The following is an 18704-nucleotide window of genomic DNA, read 5'->3' as shown; positions in this document are numbered from 1 at the left end:
GTGAGCACGCCCGAAGAGAATCCGCGCCCCACACCCGTGGACGTTCCGCTGATCCACATCGGCGCGCCCGCCGAGTCCGGGGGCGGCTGCGGTGACGGCTGCGGCTGCGGTGACGGCTACGACCCCGACGGCCTGGAGTGCGGTCTCGACCCCGCCCTGGCTCAGCTCCTGGCCGAAGCCGGCCTGGACCCGGTCCAGGTCGAGGACATCGCCCACGTCGCGATCGAGGAGGACCTGGACGGCGGCGAGGACGTCACCACCGTGGCGACCGTCCCGGAGGACTCGGTCGCCACCGGCGACTTCACGGCGCGTGAGGCGGGCGTCGTCGCCGGTCTGCGCGTCGCCGAGGCCGTGCTGTCCATCGTCTGCACCGACGAGTTCGAGGTCGAGCGCCACGTCGAGGACGGCGACCGCGTCGAGGCCGGCCAGAAGCTGCTCACGGTCACGACCCGTACCCGTGACCTGCTCACCGGCGAGCGCAGCGCGCTCAACCTGCTGTGCCGGCTCTCCGGCATCGCGACCGCCACCCGCGCCTGGGCCGATGTGCTCGACGGTACGAAGGCGAAGGTCCGCGACACCCGCAAGACCACCCCGGGGCTGCGCGCGCTCGAGAAGTACGCGGTGCGCTGCGGAGGCGGGGTCAACCACCGCATGTCGCTCGTGGACGCGGCGCTGGTCAAGGACAACCACGTGATCGCCGCCGGTGGCGTCGCCGAGGCGTTCAACCGGGTCAGGAAGGCGTTCCCGGACCTCGCGATCGAGGTCGAGGTCGACACCCTGGAGCAGGTACGCGAGGTGCTGGACGCCGGAGCGGACCTGATCCTGCTGGACAACTTCACCCCGGCCGGGACCGCCGAGGCGGTCGCCCTCGTCGACGGCCGCGCGGTGCTGGAGTCCTCGGGCCGGCTCACCCTCGACTCGGCCCGCGCCTACGCCGAGGCCGGGGTCGACTACCTGGCCGTCGGCGCGCTCACGCACTCCTCGCCGATCCTCGACATCGGCCTGGACTTCCGCGAGGCCGCGGCGCAGACCGACGGGGCCGGCGCCTGATGCTGCTCACCATCGACGTCGGCAACTCCCACACCGTCCTCGGCCTGTTCGACGGCGAGGAGATCGTCGAGCACTGGCGGATCTCCACCGACGCCCGCCGTACCGCCGACGAGCTCGCCGTCCTGCTCCAGGGACTGATGGGCATGCACCCGCTGCTCGGCGTCGAGCTGGGCGACGGCATCGAGGGCATCGCGATCTGCTCGACCGTCCCCGCCGTACTGCACGAGCTCCGCGAGGTCACCCGCCGCTACTACGGTGACGTCCCGGCGGTTCTGGTCGAGCCGGGCGTCAAGACCGGAGTGCCGGTCCTCACGGACAACCCGAAGGAGGTCGGCGCGGACCGGATCATCAACGCGGTCGCCGCCGTCGAGCTCTACGGAGGCCCGGCCATCGTCGTGGACCTCGGCACGGCCACCACCTTCGACGCGGTGTCCGCGCGCGGCGAGTACACGGGCGGGGTGATCGCGCCGGGCATCGAGATCTCCGTGGAGGCACTCGGGGTCAAGGGGGCCCAGCTCCGCAAGATCGAGCTGGCCCGGCCCCGCAGCGTGATCGGCAAGAACACCGTCGAGGCCATGCAGTCGGGCATCGTGTACGGCTTCGCCGGCCAGATCGACGGAGTGGTCGAGCGCATGAAGAAGGAGCTGGCGGCCGACCCCGACGAGGTCACCGTCATCGCGACCGGCGGCCTTGCTCCGATGGTGTTGGGCGAGTCCTCCGTCATCGACGAGCACGAGCCCTGGCTGACCCTCATCGGGCTGCGCCTCGTGTACGAGCGGAACATCGCCCGTATGTAGGGCGCGCCTCGGCCACCTGCGGTAACGCCTGTGCGGCGCGACGCCCGACGCCGCGCCGCCAAGCGATTAGTTAAGCGGATTTTGTCCATTTAGCACGTATTGTCGCGTCATGCCCACGCCCTACGGATCACGCGGCGGCATGGCGTTCAGCGCGGACGAACTCCGGGTGCTCCGACGTGCTCTCGCCAACGCCCTCCACCCCACGCCCCTGCCGGAAGAGGATGTCCAGGACTGCCTGCGCCTCGCGGGCGCCGTGGACGAGGTGGCGAGGGAGGCGGGCCGGCTGCGCGCCTTCCTCCTCGCCGACCTCGCCCGCTACCGCAATGCGCTCCCCGGCTCGCTCAGCGGTTATCTGGAGCTCCTCCAGGACGCCCTCGCGGCCGGGTACGACCCCCGCCCCGACGACCTCGCGGCGTTGCGCGCCCTGCGCGCCGGCCCGGTCGCCGCGGCCCTGCTGGAGCGCTGCCAGGTGCTGGCCGAGCGCTCGGTGCGGGCGCGCCTCGCAGGCCGGGCGGTGTCCGTCACGGCGCCCGCGCCGCGCAGCCGGCTGCTCGCTCTGCCCGGCGGCCTGGCTGCGGCCAAGGAGCCCGAGCGGCCCCGGACCCCTTCGGGCCCCGGGGTACCCGCCCGCCCGTCGGCCCCGGGTGAGCAGCGTCCGATGCCCAAGCCGTCCGAGGTCTTCCCGCCCCGCCGCCGGCCGGCGCCGGCTCCTCCGCCGGAGGAGCGCGCCGTGTCCTGAGGCCGGCGGCACTCCCGGGGGTGCCCGGGAGTGGCCGGAATGCCGGGCTCGCTACCCTGGACGGCATGGACTACGTATCCGCGCTCGTTCCCCCCGTGGTGATGGCCGTCTTCTTCGTCGGCCTCGTCGTGACGATCATCAAGAGCCAGGGCGGCCCGAACAAGACCAAGGAAGACGCCGCCGTGGACGCGGCGCTCGCCCGTGCCGAAGCGGCGAAGCAGGCGCCGCGGCCCGGGGGCGTCTGACCCGGACCCGAGCATGAAGGGCGCACCGCTCCCCTGGAGCCGTGCGCCCTTTTGCCGTCTCCGAATTATCCCATTCCAGACATCTAGCACTAAGGTGGCGGTGTGCCTCGCCAATTGGGAGAGCTGGAAGACACCGTGATGACACGGGTCTGGCAATGGAACCGCCCGGTCACCGTGCGGGAAGTTCTCGAGGACCTTCAACAGGAACGGTCCATCGCGTACACGACCGTCATGACGGTAATGGACAATCTCCATCAGAAGGGCTGGGTGCGCAGGGAAGTCGACGGCCGCGCATATCGATATACGGCGGTCTCCACCCGCGCCGCATACTCGGCCGCACTGATGAACGAGGCCTGGTCCCAGAGCGACAACCCGGCGGCGGCGCTGGTCGCCTTCTTCGGCATGATGTCCGCGGAGCAGCGTGAAGCTCTCCGGGATGCGATCCGCGTCGTCGCTCCCACCTTCCCGGAACCGGCCGGGAGCCGGCCCGATGACGGGGCCGCAGCCGATGGAGCGCCGCCGGAGAGTGGGCGATAGCGTCAGGGGATGTCCTCAGAGCAGTCGCAAACCGAGCACCGTGCCGAGTCGCAAACCGGAGCTCAAAGAAGGCCGGAAACCGGATCTCGCGCAGATCTTCATACCGGCCCGTCGGTAAATAGACCGGCCATCACCGTCCGGCGCGCCAGGACGAGCGATGTGGCGTCAGTCCGCGCACTCCTTGACGGCTACGTCTCCGAAGGCATCCTGCTCGACAAAGCGACGGTGACGCTTTACGAGGACATCCAGGAGTTCTGGGTGGCCGAACGCGACGAGGACGCCCGTGTCATCGGATGCGGCGCACTGCACGTGATGTGGGAAGACCTCGCCGAAGTCCGTACTCTCGCCGTCGACCACGGCATCAAGGGCGCCGGAGTCGGGCACCAGGTCCTGGGCAAGCTCCTGCAGACCGCGCGCTGGCTCGGTGTCCGCAGGGTTTTCTGCCTCACGTTCGAAGTCGACTTCTTCGCCGCGCACGGCTTCACCGAGATCGGAGAGACGCCGGTCGACGGAGATGTCTACAGCGAGCTGCTGCGTTCCTATGACGAGGGCGTCGCCGAGTTCCTCGGTCTCGAACGAGTGAAGCCGAACACCTTGGGCAACAGCCGGATGCTTCTGCACCTGTGAACGAGGGGAACTTTCCGGAACCCTATGTCCGAATCGCGCATGTTTCCCGTGTTCTTGCGCTGCGGAACCTCTCCCAGGGGTTTGTGTTTTCCGGGGAAAAGCGGTTTCCTTTCCGCGTACTGCATTTTCGATGAAAGGAAATCCGGTGGCACAGAAGGTTCAGGTCCTTCTTGTTGATGACCTCGACGGTGGCGAGGCGGACGAGACAGTGACGTTCGCTCTGGATGGCAAGACGTACGAGATCGACCTCACCACGGGCAACGCGGACAAGCTCCGTGGTCTTCTTGAGCCGTACACCAAGAGCGGGCGCCGTACCGGTGGCCGCGCGGCGACCGGCCGTGGCAAGGGCCGCGCCGTTACCGGTGGCAACAAGGACACCGCCGAGATCCGTCGGTGGGCGCGCGAGAACGGCCACAACGTGAATGACCGTGGCCGCGTTCCCGCCGAGATCCGTGAGGCTTACGAGAAGGCCAACGGCTGACCTGTCGGCCGATGGGTCCACAGGCATGTACGGGCATGCGCGATTCTGGCCCGGTGGCACTCCGTCGCCGCCGCGTCCACGAGTCGCACGAGATCGGGAGCATCCCCACCGCTGCTCCCGAGGCCGCCGAGGGCCGGGAGCGATGGTTCCACCTCCTGGCGCGATCCGGGGGGCCGCAGCCAGAACGCGGCCCCCGGCGAGCCCGCCGTCCCGCCCGGCGGTACCGGGGCCGTGATGTGCCCGCCGGCACCGAGGGCGAGCAGGTCGAGAGCGATCCCGCCCCACTCCAGCCAGTCGAGCAGACCGGGCAGCTCGTCCGCGCTGCCCGCGGCCACCAGTAGCCGCATACGCCGCCCCGCCAGCGCCACCGGGCCGGTGCGCCCCACCCGGCGCAGCGCCGCGTGACCTGCCTCGGCGGGCAGCTCCAGCACGTCGAAGCTCAGCCCCGTCGGCAGCCGCACCGGTGACGTGCCCACCGTGGCCCAGCCGAGTTCGCGGGCGTACCACTGCGCGTGGCGGTCGGATTCCGTCGACGAGCGGGGAGGCGGGACGAGGGGAGCCATGCCCGATGAACCGCCGAACCGGCCCCGGGGTTACGCACCGCGCATGATCGAGTGCCCTGCGTGTCCGCCTCCGAGGCGTGCGGAAGCATTCGGCAGCGCGAAGTTGTTCGCCCGTAGCGGAGGGAACGGGGGTGCGCCGCATGGACTGTCGGTGAGTGCGGGTAAGACATCCCTAGTGGGAAGGGGCGACACGCGGGCAAAAACGTCTCACGTTCGCCATCGGCGTACTGGCGAAAGGGCTATCTGCCTGGCCTGCGGGAACATCGTCTCGCACCATCGGGTTGGAGCAGTTGTCGGCGTTCGGGGCAGGAGGCCATCGATCGGGTGTCGGCAGTTGAAATGAGCGGTCCCCGCTTGCGGGACTAAGCTGCGGAAGGACAGGGAGGGGACCGACCCCTTACTGCCTGACCGCTCTGAGGAGCGATTAACGATGTTCGAGAGGTTCACCGACCGCGCGCGGCGGGTTGTCGTCCTGGCTCAGGAAGAAGCCCGGATGCTCAACCACAACTACATCGGCACCGAGCACATCCTCCTGGGCCTGATCCACGAGGGTGAGGGTGTCGCCGCTAAGGCCCTGGAGAGCCTCGGGATTTCGCTCGAGGCGGTCCGCCAGCAGGTGGAGGAGATCATCGGTCAGGGCCAGCAGGCCCCGTCCGGGCACATCCCCTTCACCCCCCGGGCCAAGAAGGTCCTGGAGCTGTCGCTCCGTGAGGCCCTCCAGCTCGGCCACAACTACATCGGCACGGAGCACATCCTGCTCGGCCTGATCCGCGAGGGCGAGGGCGTCGCAGCCCAGGTCCTCGTGAAGCTGGGCGCCGACCTGAACCGGGTGCGGCAGCAGGTCATCCAGCTGCTCTCCGGGTACTCGGGAGGCAAGGAGGCGGCCACTGCGGGCGGCCCCGCGGAGGGCACGCCCTCCACTTCCCTGGTGCTCGACCAGTTCGGCCGGAATCTCACCCAGGCCGCTCGTGAGTCCAAGCTCGACCCGGTCATCGGGCGCGAGAAGGAGATCGAGCGGGTCATGCAGGTGCTGTCCCGCCGTACGAAGAACAACCCGGTTCTCATCGGCGAGCCCGGCGTCGGCAAGACGGCGGTCGTCGAGGGCCTGGCCCAGGCCATCGTCAAGGGCGAGGTGCCCGAGACCCTCAAGGACAAGCACCTCTACACCCTGGACCTCGGTGCCCTGGTGGCGGGTTCCCGCTACCGAGGTGACTTCGAGGAGCGCCTGAAGAAGGTCCTCAAGGAGATCCGCACCCGCGGCGACATCATCCTGTTCATCGACGAGCTCCACACCCTGGTGGGTGCGGGCGCCGCCGAGGGCGCGATCGACGCGGCCAGCATCCTCAAGCCCATGCTGGCGCGAGGCGAGCTCCAGACCATCGGTGCCACGACGCTCGACGAGTACCGCAAGCACCTGGAGAAGGACGCCGCGCTGGAGCGCCGCTTCCAGCCCATCCAGGTCGCGGAGCCGTCGCTGCCGCACACCATCGAGATCCTCAAGGGTCTGCGCGACCGTTACGAGGCCCACCACAGGGTCTCCATCACGGACGAGGCGCTGGTCCAGGCCGCCACCCTGGCCGACCGCTACATCTCGGACCGCTTCCTGCCGGACAAGGCGATCGACCTGATCGACGAGGCCGGCTCCCGGATGCGCATCCGCCGGATGACCGCGCCGCCGGACCTCCGCGAGTTCGACGAGAAGATCGCGGGCGTCCGCCGCGACAAGGAGTCGGCGATCGACTCCCAGGACTTCGAGAAGGCAGCTTCGCTCCGCGACAAGGAGAAGCAGCTGCTGGCGGCGAAGACCAAGCGGGAGAAGGAGTGGAAGGCCGGCGACATGGACGTCGTCGCCGAGGTCGACGGCGAGCTCATCGCCGAGGTCCTGGCGACGGCCACCGGCATCCCGGTCTTCAAGCTGACCGAGGAGGAGTCCTCACGTCTGCTGCGCATGGAGGACGAGCTCCACAAGCGCGTCATCGGCCAGAAGGACGCCATCAAGGCCCTCTCGCAGGCGATCCGCCGTACGCGAGCCGGTCTGAAGGACCCGAAGCGCCCCGGTGGCTCGTTCATCTTCGCCGGCCCGTCCGGCGTCGGTAAGACGGAGCTCTCCAAGACGCTCGCCGAATTCCTCTTCGGCGACGAGGACGCGCTGATCTCCCTCGACATGTCGGAGTTCAGCGAGAAGCACACGGTTTCCCGTCTCTTCGGTTCGCCCCCCGGTTACGTGGGCTACGAAGAGGGCGGCCAGCTCACCGAGAAGGTGCGCCGCAAGCCGTTCTCCGTCGTCCTCTTCGACGAGGTCGAGAAGGCCCACCCCGATATCTTCAATTCCCTGCTCCAGATTCTGGAAGACGGTCGTCTGACCGACTCCCAGGGCCGGGTCGTGGACTTCAAGAACACGGTCATCATCATGACGACCAACCTCGGGACCAGGGACATCTCGAAGGGCTTCAACCTGGGCTTCGCCGCCCAGGGCGACGTGAAGACGAACTACGAGCGGATGAAGGTCAAGGTCAACGAAGAGCTCAAGCAGCACTTCCGGCCCGAGTTCCTCAACCGTGTCGACGACACGGTCGTCTTCCACCAGCTCACCGAGGAAGACATCATCCAGATCGTCGACCTGATGGTCGCCAAGGTGGATGAGCGTCTCAAGGACCGCGACATGGGCATCGAGCTCAGCGCCGAGGCCAAGTCGCTCCTGGCGAAGAAGGGTTACGACCCCGTGATGGGAGCCCGGCCACTGCGCCGGACGATCCAGCGCGAGATCGAGGACATCCTGTCCGAGAAGATCCTCTTCGGCGAGCTGCGTCCCGGTCACATCGTGGTCGTGGGCACCGAGGGCGAGGGGGACGAGAAGAAGTTCTCGTTCCGCGGCGAGGAGAAGTCGGCTCTGCCGGACGTTCCTCCGGTCGAGCAGGCAGCGGGCGGCGGCCCGAACCTGACGAAGGAAGCGTAGGGCGCGCGGCGCCTGAGCGTTGAAAGGGGCTGCCCCGGACCGGTCACGGTCCGGGGCAGCCCCTTTCTCCTTTCCGGTGGATCGGTGGATCGGTGGATCGCGGGCCACTTCGCGGGCGTTGCCGCGCGATGAGGGCTGGTTCAGCTCAGCCTGGTGGCGACGTACGCCTCGATGGCGTCCCGCTGGTACGCGGCCAGGCCGGGCGCGATGGCCTCGTACGCCGCGCGCCAGGCGCCGTTGTCCACGCAGGAGCGGCCGATGTCGCGGTACTCCTCGGCGGACACGGTTCGCAGTTCGGTCAGGGCCTGGTACCGGGCGTCGATCTGGGCCTGTACGGGCGTGGCGTCGGCCGGGTGGCCGGCGGCCATCAGGTCGGCCAGCAGGATCATCTGTGTGGTGCGCTCGCGCTGTCCGGCCTCGATGTCCTGCGGGGTCATCGTGGCCACCTTGTCGGCGACTTTCCTGGCGTGCTCGGGGAAATCACGCAGGCTCTCTCCGTACTGGGAGGGCTGGACGCCCTCGAAGAGGTTCTCCGGCCGGTTGATGGCGGTCATGGATGTGCCGTCCTTCCTGGACTGCTCCAATTCGGCGATCGTGCGGGAGACGGTTCCGGCCAGGGCTTCGAGCCGGTCACGCTCGGCGAGCAGCCGTCGGTGGTGGCCGCGCAGGGCGTCCACCTCGTCGATCTGCTCGGCCAGGACCCTGCCGATCTCCGGCAGTCCTACGCCCAGCGCCCGCAGTACGAGAATCTGCTGGAGCAGCAGCAGCTGGTGCTCCTCGTAGTAGCGGTGCCCGTTGGCCCCGGTCCTGGCCGGTGGCAGCAGACCGATCTCGTCGTAGTGCCGCAGGGTCCGGGCGGTCACGCCCGACATCCGTGCGACCTCCGCAATCGGCCAGTCCATTGCCGTCTCCTTCACGATCGCGTCACCGGGCCGGTCTTTCCGGCCCTGTTCAGGACGGTAGAAGCTGCCGCAGCGGCAACCGCAACCCCTCAGGAGCCGGGTTGTCAGGATCTCGCTCCGTGCTGGAGTCCGCCGTGCGCTCCTGGTTGTCGACGGCTGGGTGAGGCGCCCCCGAGTGCCGGAAACAGGCACCGAAACGGGCACACGCCCGGTTGTCGCAGCGCCTGGGTGCCCCCTGACCCGCTCCGCGCGCCGCCCACGTCCGCCCACCGGCCCGAGCGGGGCATGCCCGGGCCCGGGCGTTTCGAAGGGCTGCGCCTGGCGGCGGCCCAGCTCTCACGGCCTGCCGGGCCACTGCCGTGTCGCCGGATCACGGGGTGCCTCCCCCCTTCCTGGTCCCAGTTTCCCCGTGCCTCTCCTGCCACGGTGGCGCGTGCGGTCAGGGGTGTGTGGGGTGGGGTGCGCGCTCAGGGCGGTGCGTGCGGTCGGGGTGTGCCGGCCTTGTGCATGAGCGGCCGCTGGACCGGGAGGCGTCGGCGCTCTCCTCGACGGACCGGGCCTGCGCCCTGTCGCCCGCCTCGTCCTCCCTGCGGGGTCCGGGGACGAACTCCATCTGGTTGCGGCCGACGGCAAGGGCGGCCGCTCCGGCGAGCCGGTCGCGGGCCGACACCAAGGGCTTCACGGCATCGGCCTGCTCGTCGCCGTCGAGGCGCCCGGCGCATTCGCCGCCGGCTGGACGCGCCGGGGTGCTGGGCAACTGTTCGCAGGCCCCGCCGACCCCCCGGGCCGAAGGTCCCGAAACGGACAAGGCTTCGTACCCACCGGCGGTGACAAGGCGCACAGGCCCTCGGAGGCCTACTAGGCACGCTAGGAGAACTTGTGGTGCTGCGCCGAAGGACTTTGGGCCCGCCCCGGAGGAGGCTTTCGGCGTTTGGGGGGATATGCCTGGATTGCTGGGCGGTGTCCTGCATGGGTGGCCCCGGAGCTGCGATTAAACCCGCTTCATGAAAAATGTCCGGAAGCTCGACATCTGGTGTCGGAGCGGTGGTCGTCATTCAATTCCCACCCCCTCCGCTACGGCTTTTGATCGTAGATGGGGTGTTTGAGTGTTACTGGGGGTGCGGGTTACCAAGGTGGAGCAAGCCCGGTCGAGCACTGGGTCCAGTCACCCCGGAGGTTCCCCCGCATGTCGAAGCGCGTTACGTTCCAGCACTCCCGCCGCCCGTCCATGTCCCGCGTCAGTGGCGCCGTCGTGGCCGCCGGCCTGGGTGCGTCGATGGTGTTCGGTGCGGGCGCGGCGTTCGCGTCCGGCACGACGGACGCCGCGGCCCTGGCGGGCGCGGCCACCACTGCCGACTCCGTCAGCCAGCAGGCGACCGCCCAGAGCAAGGCCGCCGCCAAGGCCAAGGCCGACAAGGCCGAGAAGGCCGACGCCAAGAAGAAGGCCGCGGCCAAGAAGAAGGCTGCGGCGAAGAAGAAGGCCGCCTCCTGGGAGGCCCCGGTCAACAAGTACGTGCTGAGTGCCACCTACGGCACCGGTGGCGACCGCTGGGCCAGCAAGCACTCCGGCCAGGACTTCGCGGTGCCGATCGGCACCAAGGTCGAGGCCGCGCACTCCGGCCGCGTCGTCAAGGCCGGCCCGAACGGTGGCGGCGACGGTCCCGCGTACGGCAACGCCATCGTGATCAAGCACGCCAACGGCAAGTACTCGCAGTACGCGCACCTGTCCAAGATCGGAGTGAAGATCGGCGACCGCGTGAAGACGGGCGAGAAGATCGCCCTTTCCGGCAACACCGGAAACTCCAGCGGCCCGCACCTCCACTTCGAGATCCGCACCACCCCGAACTACGGCTCGGCGATCAACCCGGTCTCCTTCCTGAAGGCCGAGCACGTCCACATCTGACGGGATAGCCCGTAGCCGCTAAGCGGCGGGCCCCGGGTCGTGGGCCTTGGTCACCAGCTCGATGGCGACCTCGAGAGCAGCCTTGCGCTTCTCCTCGGGGTCGCCTTCGGCGTCTCTGAGGGCCATCATTCCGGCGTGCATGGTGAAGAGTGCGCTGAAGCACCGCACCTGGTCGGTGAGCGGGGCGTCCGGATCCTTGATCAGGTCGACCAGGGCGATGACCCGGTGCTTGATGGTGTGGCCGATGCTCAGGTCGCGAACCGTCGCCTGGTTCTCCTGCATGAAGACGAAGAGCGGCTCGGCGGCCTTGAGCGCCTCGCTGTAGCGGACCAGGATCTCCTTCTTCGTCTCCAGGGTCCGCGGCTGGTCCTTGCCCCACTCCAGGAGGGCTTCGACGGGCCGGTTCAGGTCCTCGAAGATGCTGATGAGGATGTCTTCCTTGGTCTTGAAGTGGTAGTACAACGCCGCCTTGGTGACCTGTAGCTGCTCGGCGATCTCGCGGAGCGACGTCTTCTCGTAGCCCTGTTCGGCGAAGAGCTTCAGGGCGACGTCCTGAATGCGCTGGCGGGTGTTGCCCCTGCGCGGCTGCGGCGTGCTGCCCATGCGACTCTCCCAAGAACTTACTTGACGCCCGGCTAGTTACGGGTCTACTTTCCTCAGTGTAGTCAACTAGCCGGGCGGCAAGTAAGTGCCGGGCGGCGGCGGACCGGGCACATCAGGGGATCGGGGAGCACGGCATGGCGGAACTGAAGAAGGCGGAGGCCGCACCGGCCGGACCGCGGGTACGCAGCATCAGGGTGGTGGTCCTCGCACTGATGATCACGATGCTGCTGGCCATGCTCGACAACCTCATCGTCGGCACCGCGATGCCGACGATCGTCGGTGATCTCGGAGGCATGGAACATCTGTCCTGGGTCGTGACGGCATACACCCTGGCCACCGCGGCCTCCACCCCCATCTGGGGCAAGCTCGGCGACCTGTACGGACGCAAGGGCATCTTCCTCACGTCCATCGTGATCTTCCTGATCGGTTCGGTGCTGAGCGGAATGGCTCAGGACATGAACCAGCTGATCGGGTTCCGGGCGGTCCAGGGTCTCGGCGCGGGCGGGCTGATGGTCGGCGTGATGGCGATCCTCGGCGACCTCGTGCCTCCCCGGGAGCGCGGCAAGTACCAGGGCATGATGGCCGGCGTGATGGCGGTGGCGATGATCGGCGGACCGCTGGTCGGCGGCGCGATCACCGACCACCTCGGCTGGCGCTGGAGCTTCTACATCAACCTCCCGCTGGGCGCCGTCGCGCTGGCCATGGTCACCGCCGTGCTGCACCTGCCCGGCAAGGAGCGGTCGAAGGCCAAGGTCGACTACCTGGGCGCGGCGCTCCTCACCGTGGGCATCACCGCGATCGTGCTGGTCACCACCTGGGGCGGCACGGAGTACGCGTGGACCTCGGCCGTGATCATGGAGCTCATCGCGCTCGGGGTGGCCTCCCTCGTCGGTTTCCTCTTCGTCGAGACGAAGGCCGCAGAACCGATCATGCCGCTGCACATCTTCCGCAACCGCAACTTCACCCTGATGTCGGTGGTCGGCTTCATGGCCGGCTTCGTGATGTTCGGAGCGGTGCTCTTCCTCCCGCTGTACCAGCAGTCCGTCCAGGGCGCGTCGGCGACCAACTCCGGGCTGCTGCTCCTGCCGATGCTCCTGTCGATGATGATCGTCTCGCTGGTGGCGGGCCGGATCACCACGAGCACCGGCAAATACAAGGTCTTCCCGATCCTGGGCAGCGTCCTGATGGTCACGGGCCTGTTCCTCCTCGCCACGATGGACACCGGCACCACACGCTTCACCTCCGGCGTCTACATGGCGGTGCTGGGGGCGGGCATGGGCTTCCTGATGCAGATCACGATGCTCGTCGCGCAGAACAGCGTCGAACTCAAGGACATGGGCGTCGCCTCGTCGGCGACGACCCTCTTCCGTACGCTCGGCAGCTCGTTCGGAGTCGCGATCATGGGCGCGCTGTTCACCGGACGGGTGCAGGACGAGATGGCGGCGCGCGGGGGCGGCGGGGCGACGGAGGCGTCCGCACAGCTGGACGCGCCGAGCCTGGCGAAGCTGCCCGACGCCGTGCGGGAGGCTTACGAGTACGCCGTGGCCTCGGGGACGCACCTCGCCTTCCTGGTGGGCGGCTCGGTCGCGGTGGTGGCCCTCTTGGCGGCGCTGTTCGTCAAGGAGGTACCGCTGCGCGGCACGGTGAAGCCGGAGGCCTCGGACTCGGGCGGCGACGGTACGGGCCCCGGTCGGCCCGGGGCCGCCAAGGAGGCACAGACCGTCTGAGCGGCACCGGGAGCGGCCGGGCCCCGGGTGGCCCCGGGGCCCATATGCCGCGTGTGGGTCCCGGGGACGTCCCCGGGACCCACACCCGTCTCCTCAGCCCGTGCCCGCCTGCCGCAGGACGGGAAAGCTGCCTGTGTTCGTCGGCGCGTGCTCGGGCAGCCACAGCACGGCGATCGCTCCGCCGGTGCCTCCGGCGCTCCCGGCCGGACCGGCGTTGCGGAACGTGAGCCTGGCGCCCAGGACCCGCGCCTGCCCAGCGGCGATGGTCAGCCCCAGGCCGTGGCCGCGTCCTGACCTGTCGCTGCTGCCGGTACGGAACCTGCTCGGCCCCTCCCGCAGCAGCGCCTCGGGAAAACCGGGCCCGTGATCGCGGACCCGGACCACCCGGCCCTCGACCGTGACCTCGACCGGGCCGGCTCCGTGCTTGGCGGCGTTCCCCAGCAGGTTGCCCAGGATGCGTTCCAGCCGCCGCGGATCCGTGGACACCCAGGACTCGTGCACCACCCGCACCGTGATCTCCGGATCCAGCAGCCTGACCCGCCGGCCGACGAATTCGCCGAGCGGCAGCTCCTGGAGCTCCGCACGCTCCGAGGCGCTGTCCAGCCTGGCCACCTCCAGGACGTCCTCGACCAGGGTCCGCATCGCCTGGGCCCGGTCCCGTACGAGCTCCGTGGGGCGTCCAGGGGGCAGCAGCTCGGCCGCGGTGAGGAGCCCGGTCACCGGGGTGCGCAGCTCATGGGCGATGTCGGCGGTGACCCGGCGCTCCGCCTCGATCCGCTCGTTCAGCGCGTCGGTGAGCGCGTCCACGGCTCTGGCCAGCTCGTCGGTCTCGTCCCGTACGACGCCCCCGACGGCCTCCCTCACGCGTACCTCCGTGTTGCCCTGGGCGACCTTGCCGGCCGCTGCCGCAGCCTTGCGCAGTCTCCGGGACAGCTGGCCGCCGATCAGGACGCCCAGCGCGCAGCCGCCGAAGACGACCGAGACCGAGCCGATGATCAGGGCCCGGTCGAGGTCTCCCATGATCGCGGCGCTGCGGTCGGCGAAACGGGTGTGCAGCGACAGGACGTCGCCGTTCGCCAGCGGTACGGCCGCCCAGACGTCGGGCACCCCGTCCGCGTACTCGTCGACGTGGGTGGCGCGGCGGTTCTCCCGGATCTGACCAAGGAGACTCGCCGGCAGCGACGGGTCGTTGATCTTGGCGCCGAATTTCGGTGACGGCTTCTGTCCGGGCGTCGCCTCGTACAGGCGCTGGGCGAAGAGCAGCCGCTCCAACTGCACCTCGCGCGCGTTCTCCAGCATCGAGACGCGGGCCGCGTTGTGGACGACGAGGCTCAGGGCCAGCGCGATGAGCGCCCCGACGGCCGCGATCGCGATGCTGATCTTCCAGCGGACACCGGTCCGCAGCGCCAGCCGCCTCATGCGCGGAGCTTGTAGCCGAAACCGCGCACGGTCTCGATCCGGTCCTGACCGATCTTGGTACGCAACCGCTGCACATGGACGTCGACGACACGGGTGTCCCCGCCCCAGCCGTAGTCCCAGACCCGCTCCAGGAGCTTGTCCCGGGAGAGCACCGTGCCCGGCGCCGAGGAGAATTCCAGCAGCAGCCGCATCTCCGTCGGTGTCAGACCGACGTGCGCGCCGCCCCGGCGCACCTCCATGCCCTCGGTGTCGATCTCCACATCCCCGAAGACCAGCACACCGCCCGGCTCCCCCGGTGTCCCACCGGCCCCGGCGGGCGTCCCGCCCCCACCGGCGGCGTGGCCGAAGCGCCTCAGCACGGCGCGGATGCGGGCGACGAGAACCGCCCCGTCGAACGGCTTGGTCACGTAGTCGTCGGCCCCGGCCTCCAGGCCGAGCACCACATCGATCGAGTCGGCACGCGCCGACAGCATGATCACCGGGACGGCCGACTCGTCGCGGATGCGCCGGCACAGGCTGACCCCGTCCAGGCCCGGCACCATCACGTCCAGCAGCGCGATGTCCGGACGGGCCGCCCGGAAGGCCTCCAGGCCCTGCAGACCGTCGGGGACCGCGGTCACGGAGAAGCCGACCCGCTCCAGTGCGAGCTGGGTGGCCTCACGGATGACGTCGTCGTCCTCGACGAAGAGGACATGGGTATCGGCCATGCGCGCGGCTCTCAGTTCTGCGTCGTCGTCTGCGGTGCGGGAAGAGCGCCCTCCCCGCTGCCGACGGCCCGGTTGAATTCGTTGTGCACCCTGTCGGTCTCGGCGAACCGGCCGGAAGTCCACCGGTAGGTGACGACGTCCTCGCCGGAGGGATAGGCGACGGAGTCCTTCGACCCGTACACCTGCGTCGTCACCACCAGGTCGCCCCGGTCGATGGTGCCGTAGACCGCCGGAACCTCGGCGGCGAAGACGTTCCCGTACGTGCCGTCGGCACCCCGCCGGTAGACGTACGTGCCGACCCCCACCGAATCGCCGCAGGTCATGACGTTGACCACGACATCCGCCGACGGTCCGTCGGTGAGCGTTCCGTACGAGGTGTCGACCGGGTACTCGTCGCCGGTGCAGGGCTTCAGGTCGTCCTTGAGCTGCCGGCTCGCCTTCGGGTCGCTCTTGACGAGCATCACGGCGTCGACCCGGGGGGAGGGCTTCGCCGTCCCTGTGGGCACAGTGCTCGACGGCGTCGCCCGGGCGACCTGCTGGGTGGCGGCCGGTCCCTCGTCGCGCGTGCCCGTGCCTCCGGTGGAACACCCCGCGCAGAACAGCCCGAAGGCGGCGAGCCCGGCCACCGCCGTGCTCCCCGCCGCCAGACCCGGCCCGAGTCTCCCGCGGCCGGCCGTGGTGTCCTGTCTGCTGCCCGTCAGGCCGCGCACCGCTCCCGCCCCCGCTCGTCATGACGCCTGCCCCGCTGTGCGGGTATCCGTGCCGGTGCCCCCTCGGCCTCCTGGGTCCGGGCCGCGCGGTCCTCCAGCTCCTGGCGCAGGCGTGCCAGGGCGCGGTGCAGCGTGCTCTTCACCGTACCGGCGGACATACCGAGCGCCGCGGCCGTCTCCTCCGTGCTCATCTGCTCCCAGTGTCGCAGCACGACGACACTGCGCTGCTTCGGAGCCAGCACCCCGAGGACGTCCATGAGCAGGGCGCGGTCGGCGCGCTGGTCTGCGCCGTCGTCGACGCTCGCGTCGGGGAGCTGCTCGGTGGGAACCTCGTCGAGCTTGCGGGCCCGCCACCACTCCGTACGCGTGTTGATCATGACGCGGCGCAGATAGGCGTCGGCCAGGGACTTGTCGGCGATGCCGTCCCAACGGCCGAAGGTGCGCACCAGAGCGGTCTGCAACAGGTCCTGCGCGTCCACGGGGTCAGGAACGAGCCGGCGGGCGCTGCGCAGCAGCGCGTCCTGCCGGGTCCGTACGTACTCCTCGAATCCGAGCACCTCGCCCTGCGCCATTACAACCGCCTCCGTCCCCGTGGATCCCCGTGTACCGCCGTCGGCCGGGGTGGTCCCGTCGCCGACGTCCGGTGACGTTACGGAGGCGTTGTCACGAGGGTGTGCGGAGCAGCCGTACGCGGACGCACGGCTGTCCATCGGTTGTGTAACAGCCGATGGACAGCCGTGCCGCCGTGTGAGCGGGTCAGGTCATGGGCAGCCGGTACCGGCCGTTCGCCAGGGGCTCGACCAGTCCGTCGGCGACGAGCCCGTCCAGGGCGCGCGCCCGCTGCACGGGCTCCTCCCACACCGAGTCCAGCGCGGACTGCGGCACCGGTGTGACCGCGTCGCGCAGCACCGCGAGCAGCCGTCCCCGGACCTGCCGGTCCGTACCGGCGTAGGTCTGGCCGCGGCGCGGCGGACCCTGGTGGTCGGGCTTCCCGGCGAGCCGCCAGGCGCACTGTCCGGCGATCGGGCAGCGCGTGCAGTCCTCGTTCTTCGCGGTGCACACGAGTGCGCCGAGTTCCATCGTGGCGGCCGCCCACCGGGCGGCGCGCTCGTCCTCCTCCGGAAGCAGGGCGCGGGCGAGCTTTCGCTCGGCCGCGGTCGTCGCGTTCGGCGGGTACTGGATGCCGCCGGCGGCCCGGGCGAACACCCTGCGGACGTTCGTGTCGAGCACGGCATGGCGCTGCCCGTACGCGAACGAGGCCACGGCCGCGGCCGTGTACTCCCCGATCCCGGGCAGTGCGAGCAACTGACCGTGCTCGCTTGGCACATCCCCGCCGTGGCGTTCCGTTATCGCCTGCGCCGCCCCGTGCAGCCGCAGCGCACGTCGCGGGTAGCCGAGCCGGCCCCAGGCGCGGACTGCTTCGCCGGGGGCGTCGGCGGCCAGGTCCGCGGGGCGCGGCCAGCGGGCCATCCACTGTTCGTAGACAGGGAGGACCCGGTTCACCGGGGTCTGCTGCAGCATGAATTCGCTCACCATCACACCCCAGGCACCCGCTTCGGGGCGGCGCCAGGGCAGATCGCGGGCGTGCTGCTCGAACCACCCGATGACGGGGGCATGGAGGGAGGCGGGGGGCGTCTGTGTCGAAGTCGTGGCAGTCATCGCACCTACGATCCTGGCACGGAAGGCGGGACATCGGGCACGGCGCCGGGGGTGTCGGCCCGGCCAAGGGCTCAGGGGGTGATATCGCCACCCGTTCTGTCTCTTCGTACGGGACGGACGACATCCGAGCCGGTGCAAAGTGGCCGGAAGCGACCGGGAACGGCCACGCCGTGATGATGATCCGGAAAACTTGTGGATCAGAGCGGCCGTTGGGGGCCGGAGTCGGGGAGGATCTCTCGTACAGTTCGGTCCGTGGGTTCTATGCGCAATCCGGTCGGGCCGCTTCCCTCCAGCATCTACTGGCGTCGCAGAACAGTGGCGGTGCTGGTGGTCGCGCTGCTCGCGGCGCTGATCGCGTGGGCCGTCACCTCGGGCGGCGGCAGCGGCGGCGGGGGGGACGACGGGAAGCCCGGAGACTCCGACCCCGCCCCCTCCATCACTCCGGGACCTTCGAGCTCCGGTCCGGTCGTCGGCCAGCCCCCCGGCGGACGTGACGAGTCTGAGGACCCCGGGAGCGGTACGGGCGGGGGATCCGGCGCGGACACCGGGACGGGCGGCTCGGCGGGATCGGGCACCGAGGGATCGGGTGGCTCCGGATCGTCGGGTACGAGCGCGGGCACCGGTGGCGGTGGTACGGGCGGCGAGCAGGTGCCGGCCGGGTCGGCGCTCCCCAACTGCACCCCTGCCGCGTTGCAGTTGAGCCTGAAGACGGACATCAGCTTCGGACCCGACGTTGAGCCGGAGTTCCGGCTGAGTGCCAGGAACACCTCGGCTGCCGACTGCAAGGCCGACTTCGGCCCGAAGAGCGCGGTGCTCACGATCACCGAAGCGGGCGAGGCCGACGAGAAGGTGTGGTCCTCCAAGGACTGCCCGAAGAACGGTGCCCTCTTCCTGAGGGTCCCGGCGGGAGCGACGGTCGTCCACACCGTGGAGTGGGACCGCAAGGGGAGCGCGCCCCGGTGCGCGACGCCGCCCGTCCGGTCCGCGGCCCCGGGGACGTATCTGCTGGAGGCCGAGGTCCCGGGCGAGACCGTCCAGCGCGCGTCGTTCGTCCTGGCCAAGGACTGACAGCCGGCAGG

General features: G+C 69.8%; 20 protein-coding genes. 11 read left to right on the top strand and 9 right to left on the bottom strand.

Features of this window, described 5'->3' with window-relative positions:
- The 7 genes from nadC (at window position 1) to HED23_RS32835 (ending at window position 4476) form a co-directional block, all read left to right on the top strand.
- Complete coding sequence (nadC, locus tag HED23_RS32865) at window positions 1–1050, top strand: carboxylating nicotinate-nucleotide diphosphorylase (protein ID WP_203186947.1); 1050 nt, start codon at window positions 1–3, stop codon at window positions 1048–1050.
- Window positions 1050–1847 (top strand): type III pantothenate kinase, encoded by a 798-nt coding sequence (locus HED23_RS32860; protein WP_031091045.1) that lies wholly within the window; start codon window positions 1050–1052, stop codon window positions 1845–1847. Before nadC ends, HED23_RS32860 begins: the two co-directional genes overlap by 1 nt.
- Window positions 1848–1986: 139 nt before the next feature.
- Window positions 1987–2586, top strand: a complete 600-nt coding sequence (locus HED23_RS32855) for a hypothetical protein (protein ID WP_203187740.1) — start codon at window positions 1987–1989, stop codon at window positions 2584–2586.
- Between the two features lie 65 nt (window positions 2587–2651).
- A complete protein-coding gene (locus HED23_RS32850) occupies window positions 2652–2831 on the top strand; it encodes a hypothetical protein (RefSeq protein ID WP_203186946.1) in 180 nt (59 codons plus the stop codon).
- Window positions 2832–2933: 102 nt separating this feature from the next.
- Window positions 2934–3368, top strand: a complete 435-nt coding sequence (locus tag HED23_RS32845; protein ID WP_203186945.1) for a BlaI/MecI/CopY family transcriptional regulator — start codon at window positions 2934–2936, stop codon at window positions 3366–3368.
- A gap of 129 nt (window positions 3369–3497) precedes the next feature.
- On the top strand, window positions 3498–3995 hold the full coding sequence (locus tag HED23_RS32840; RefSeq protein WP_203187739.1) for an amino-acid N-acetyltransferase: 498 nt from the start codon (window positions 3498–3500) through the stop codon (window positions 3993–3995).
- 145 nt (window positions 3996–4140) lie between these two features.
- The gene (locus tag HED23_RS32835; protein ID WP_203186944.1) at window positions 4141–4476 is read left to right on the top strand and encodes a histone-like nucleoid-structuring protein Lsr2; all 336 of its coding nucleotides are present in this window, start codon (window positions 4141–4143) and stop codon (window positions 4474–4476) included.
- On the opposite strand, the gene HED23_RS32830 is transcribed toward HED23_RS32835, so the two are convergent.
- Window positions 4455–5039 (bottom strand): SCO3374 family protein, encoded by a 585-nt coding sequence (locus tag HED23_RS32830; protein WP_203186943.1) that lies wholly within the window; start codon window positions 5037–5039, stop codon window positions 4455–4457. The two genes, HED23_RS32835 and HED23_RS32830, sit on opposite strands and share 22 nt — an antisense overlap.
- Window positions 5040–5469: 430 nt before the next feature.
- Here HED23_RS32830 and HED23_RS32825 point away from each other — a divergent pair, with 430 nt between their 5' ends.
- Window positions 5470–7995, top strand: a complete 2526-nt coding sequence (locus tag HED23_RS32825; protein WP_203186942.1) for an ATP-dependent Clp protease ATP-binding subunit — start codon at window positions 5470–5472, stop codon at window positions 7993–7995.
- A 140-nt stretch (window positions 7996–8135) separates the two neighbouring features.
- On the opposite strand, the gene HED23_RS32820 is transcribed toward HED23_RS32825, so the two are convergent.
- The gene (locus HED23_RS32820) at window positions 8136–8897 is read right to left on the bottom strand and encodes a MerR family transcriptional regulator (RefSeq protein WP_203186941.1); all 762 of its coding nucleotides are present in this window, start codon (window positions 8895–8897) and stop codon (window positions 8136–8138) included.
- 439 nt (window positions 8898–9336) lie between these two features.
- Complete coding sequence (locus HED23_RS32815; RefSeq protein ID WP_203186940.1) at window positions 9337–9654, bottom strand: hypothetical protein; 318 nt, start codon at window positions 9652–9654, stop codon at window positions 9337–9339.
- A gap of 429 nt (window positions 9655–10083) precedes the next feature.
- Between HED23_RS32815 and HED23_RS32810 the strand changes: the two genes are divergently transcribed.
- Complete coding sequence (locus HED23_RS32810) at window positions 10084–10800, top strand: M23 family metallopeptidase (protein WP_203186939.1); 717 nt, start codon at window positions 10084–10086, stop codon at window positions 10798–10800.
- 18 nt (window positions 10801–10818) lie between these two features.
- Here HED23_RS32810 and HED23_RS32805 read toward each other — a convergent pair whose 3' ends face one another.
- Window positions 10819–11403, bottom strand: coding sequence for a TetR/AcrR family transcriptional regulator (locus tag HED23_RS32805; RefSeq protein ID WP_203186938.1), 585 nt, complete (start codon window positions 11401–11403; stop codon window positions 10819–10821).
- Between the two features lie 134 nt (window positions 11404–11537).
- Here HED23_RS32805 and HED23_RS32800 point away from each other — a divergent pair, with 134 nt between their 5' ends.
- Window positions 11538–13130, top strand: a complete 1593-nt coding sequence (locus HED23_RS32800; protein WP_203186937.1) for an MDR family MFS transporter — start codon at window positions 11538–11540, stop codon at window positions 13128–13130.
- A gap of 93 nt (window positions 13131–13223) precedes the next feature.
- Here the strand turns inward: HED23_RS32800 and cseC are convergent, their stop codons facing one another.
- The 5 genes from cseC to HED23_RS32775 all read right to left on the bottom strand — a co-directional run bounded on the left by cseC (window position 13224) and on the right by HED23_RS32775 (window position 17625).
- The gene (gene cseC, locus HED23_RS32795) at window positions 13224–14549 is read right to left on the bottom strand and encodes a two-component system sensor histidine kinase CseC (RefSeq protein WP_203186936.1); all 1326 of its coding nucleotides are present in this window, start codon (window positions 14547–14549) and stop codon (window positions 13224–13226) included.
- Window positions 14546–15256: a two-component system response regulator CseB gene (gene cseB / locus HED23_RS32790; RefSeq protein ID WP_203186935.1), complete on the bottom strand. Its 711-nt coding sequence runs from the start codon at window positions 15254–15256 to the stop codon at window positions 14546–14548. The genes cseC and cseB overlap by 4 nt, the downstream gene beginning before the upstream one ends.
- 11 nt (window positions 15257–15267) lie before the next feature.
- The gene (locus HED23_RS32785) at window positions 15268–15966 is read right to left on the bottom strand and encodes a hypothetical protein (RefSeq protein ID WP_386465081.1); all 699 of its coding nucleotides are present in this window, start codon (window positions 15964–15966) and stop codon (window positions 15268–15270) included.
- On the bottom strand, window positions 15954–16538 hold the full coding sequence (locus HED23_RS32780) for a SigE family RNA polymerase sigma factor (protein ID WP_203186934.1): 585 nt from the start codon (window positions 16536–16538) through the stop codon (window positions 15954–15956). Before HED23_RS32780 ends, HED23_RS32785 begins: the two co-directional genes overlap by 13 nt.
- A 184-nt stretch (window positions 16539–16722) precedes the next feature.
- Window positions 16723–17625, bottom strand: a complete 903-nt coding sequence (locus HED23_RS32775; RefSeq protein WP_203186933.1) for an A/G-specific adenine glycosylase — start codon at window positions 17623–17625, stop codon at window positions 16723–16725.
- Window positions 17626–17886: 261 nt separating this feature from the next.
- Between HED23_RS32775 and HED23_RS32770 the strand changes: the two genes are divergently transcribed.
- Window positions 17887–18693, top strand: coding sequence for a hypothetical protein (locus HED23_RS32770; RefSeq protein WP_203187737.1), 807 nt, complete (start codon window positions 17887–17889; stop codon window positions 18691–18693).
- Window positions 18694–18704: the final 11 nt, after the last annotated feature.

It is taken from the genome of Streptomyces pratensis (genome assembly GCF_016804005.1).
GTDB classification, from domain to species: Bacteria; Actinomycetota; Actinomycetes; order Streptomycetales; family Streptomycetaceae; genus Streptomyces; species Streptomyces pratensis_A.
Note: the sequence above shows the minus strand (reverse complement) of the source record. Positions and strands in the feature narration are given on the sequence as shown.

Coding starts and splice junctions, on each gene's coding strand:
- HED23_RS32860 (WP_031091045.1), top strand. CDS start 1,050: ATGCTGCTCACCATCGACGTCGGCAACTCCCACACCGTCCTCGGCCTG.
- HED23_RS32855 (WP_203187740.1), top strand. CDS start 1,987: ATGGCGTTCAGCGCGGACGAACTCCGGGTGCTCCGACGTGCTCTCGCC.
- HED23_RS32850 (WP_203186946.1), top strand. CDS start 2,652: ATGGACTACGTATCCGCGCTCGTTCCCCCCGTGGTGATGGCCGTCTTC.
- HED23_RS32830 (WP_203186943.1), bottom strand. CDS start 5,039: ATGGCTCCCCTCGTCCCGCCTCCCCGCTCGTCGACGGAATCCGACCGC.
- HED23_RS32825 (WP_203186942.1), top strand. CDS start 5,470: ATGTTCGAGAGGTTCACCGACCGCGCGCGGCGGGTTGTCGTCCTGGCT.
- HED23_RS32820 (WP_203186941.1), bottom strand. CDS start 8,897: ATGGACTGGCCGATTGCGGAGGTCGCACGGATGTCGGGCGTGACCGCC.
- HED23_RS32810 (WP_203186939.1), top strand. CDS start 10,084: ATGTCGAAGCGCGTTACGTTCCAGCACTCCCGCCGCCCGTCCATGTCC.
- HED23_RS32805 (WP_203186938.1), bottom strand. CDS start 11,403: ATGGGCAGCACGCCGCAGCCGCGCAGGGGCAACACCCGCCAGCGCATT.
- HED23_RS32800 (WP_203186937.1), top strand. CDS start 11,538: ATGGCGGAACTGAAGAAGGCGGAGGCCGCACCGGCCGGACCGCGGGTA.
- cseC (WP_203186936.1), bottom strand. CDS start 14,549: ATGAGGCGGCTGGCGCTGCGGACCGGTGTCCGCTGGAAGATCAGCATC.
- cseB (WP_203186935.1), bottom strand. CDS start 15,256: ATGGCCGATACCCATGTCCTCTTCGTCGAGGACGACGACGTCATCCGT.
- HED23_RS32780 (WP_203186934.1), bottom strand. CDS start 16,538: ATGGCGCAGGGCGAGGTGCTCGGATTCGAGGAGTACGTACGGACCCGG.
- HED23_RS32775 (WP_203186933.1), bottom strand. CDS start 17,625: ATGACTGCCACGACTTCGACACAGACGCCCCCCGCCTCCCTCCATGCC.
- HED23_RS32770 (WP_203187737.1), top strand. CDS start 17,887: ATGCGCAATCCGGTCGGGCCGCTTCCCTCCAGCATCTACTGGCGTCGC.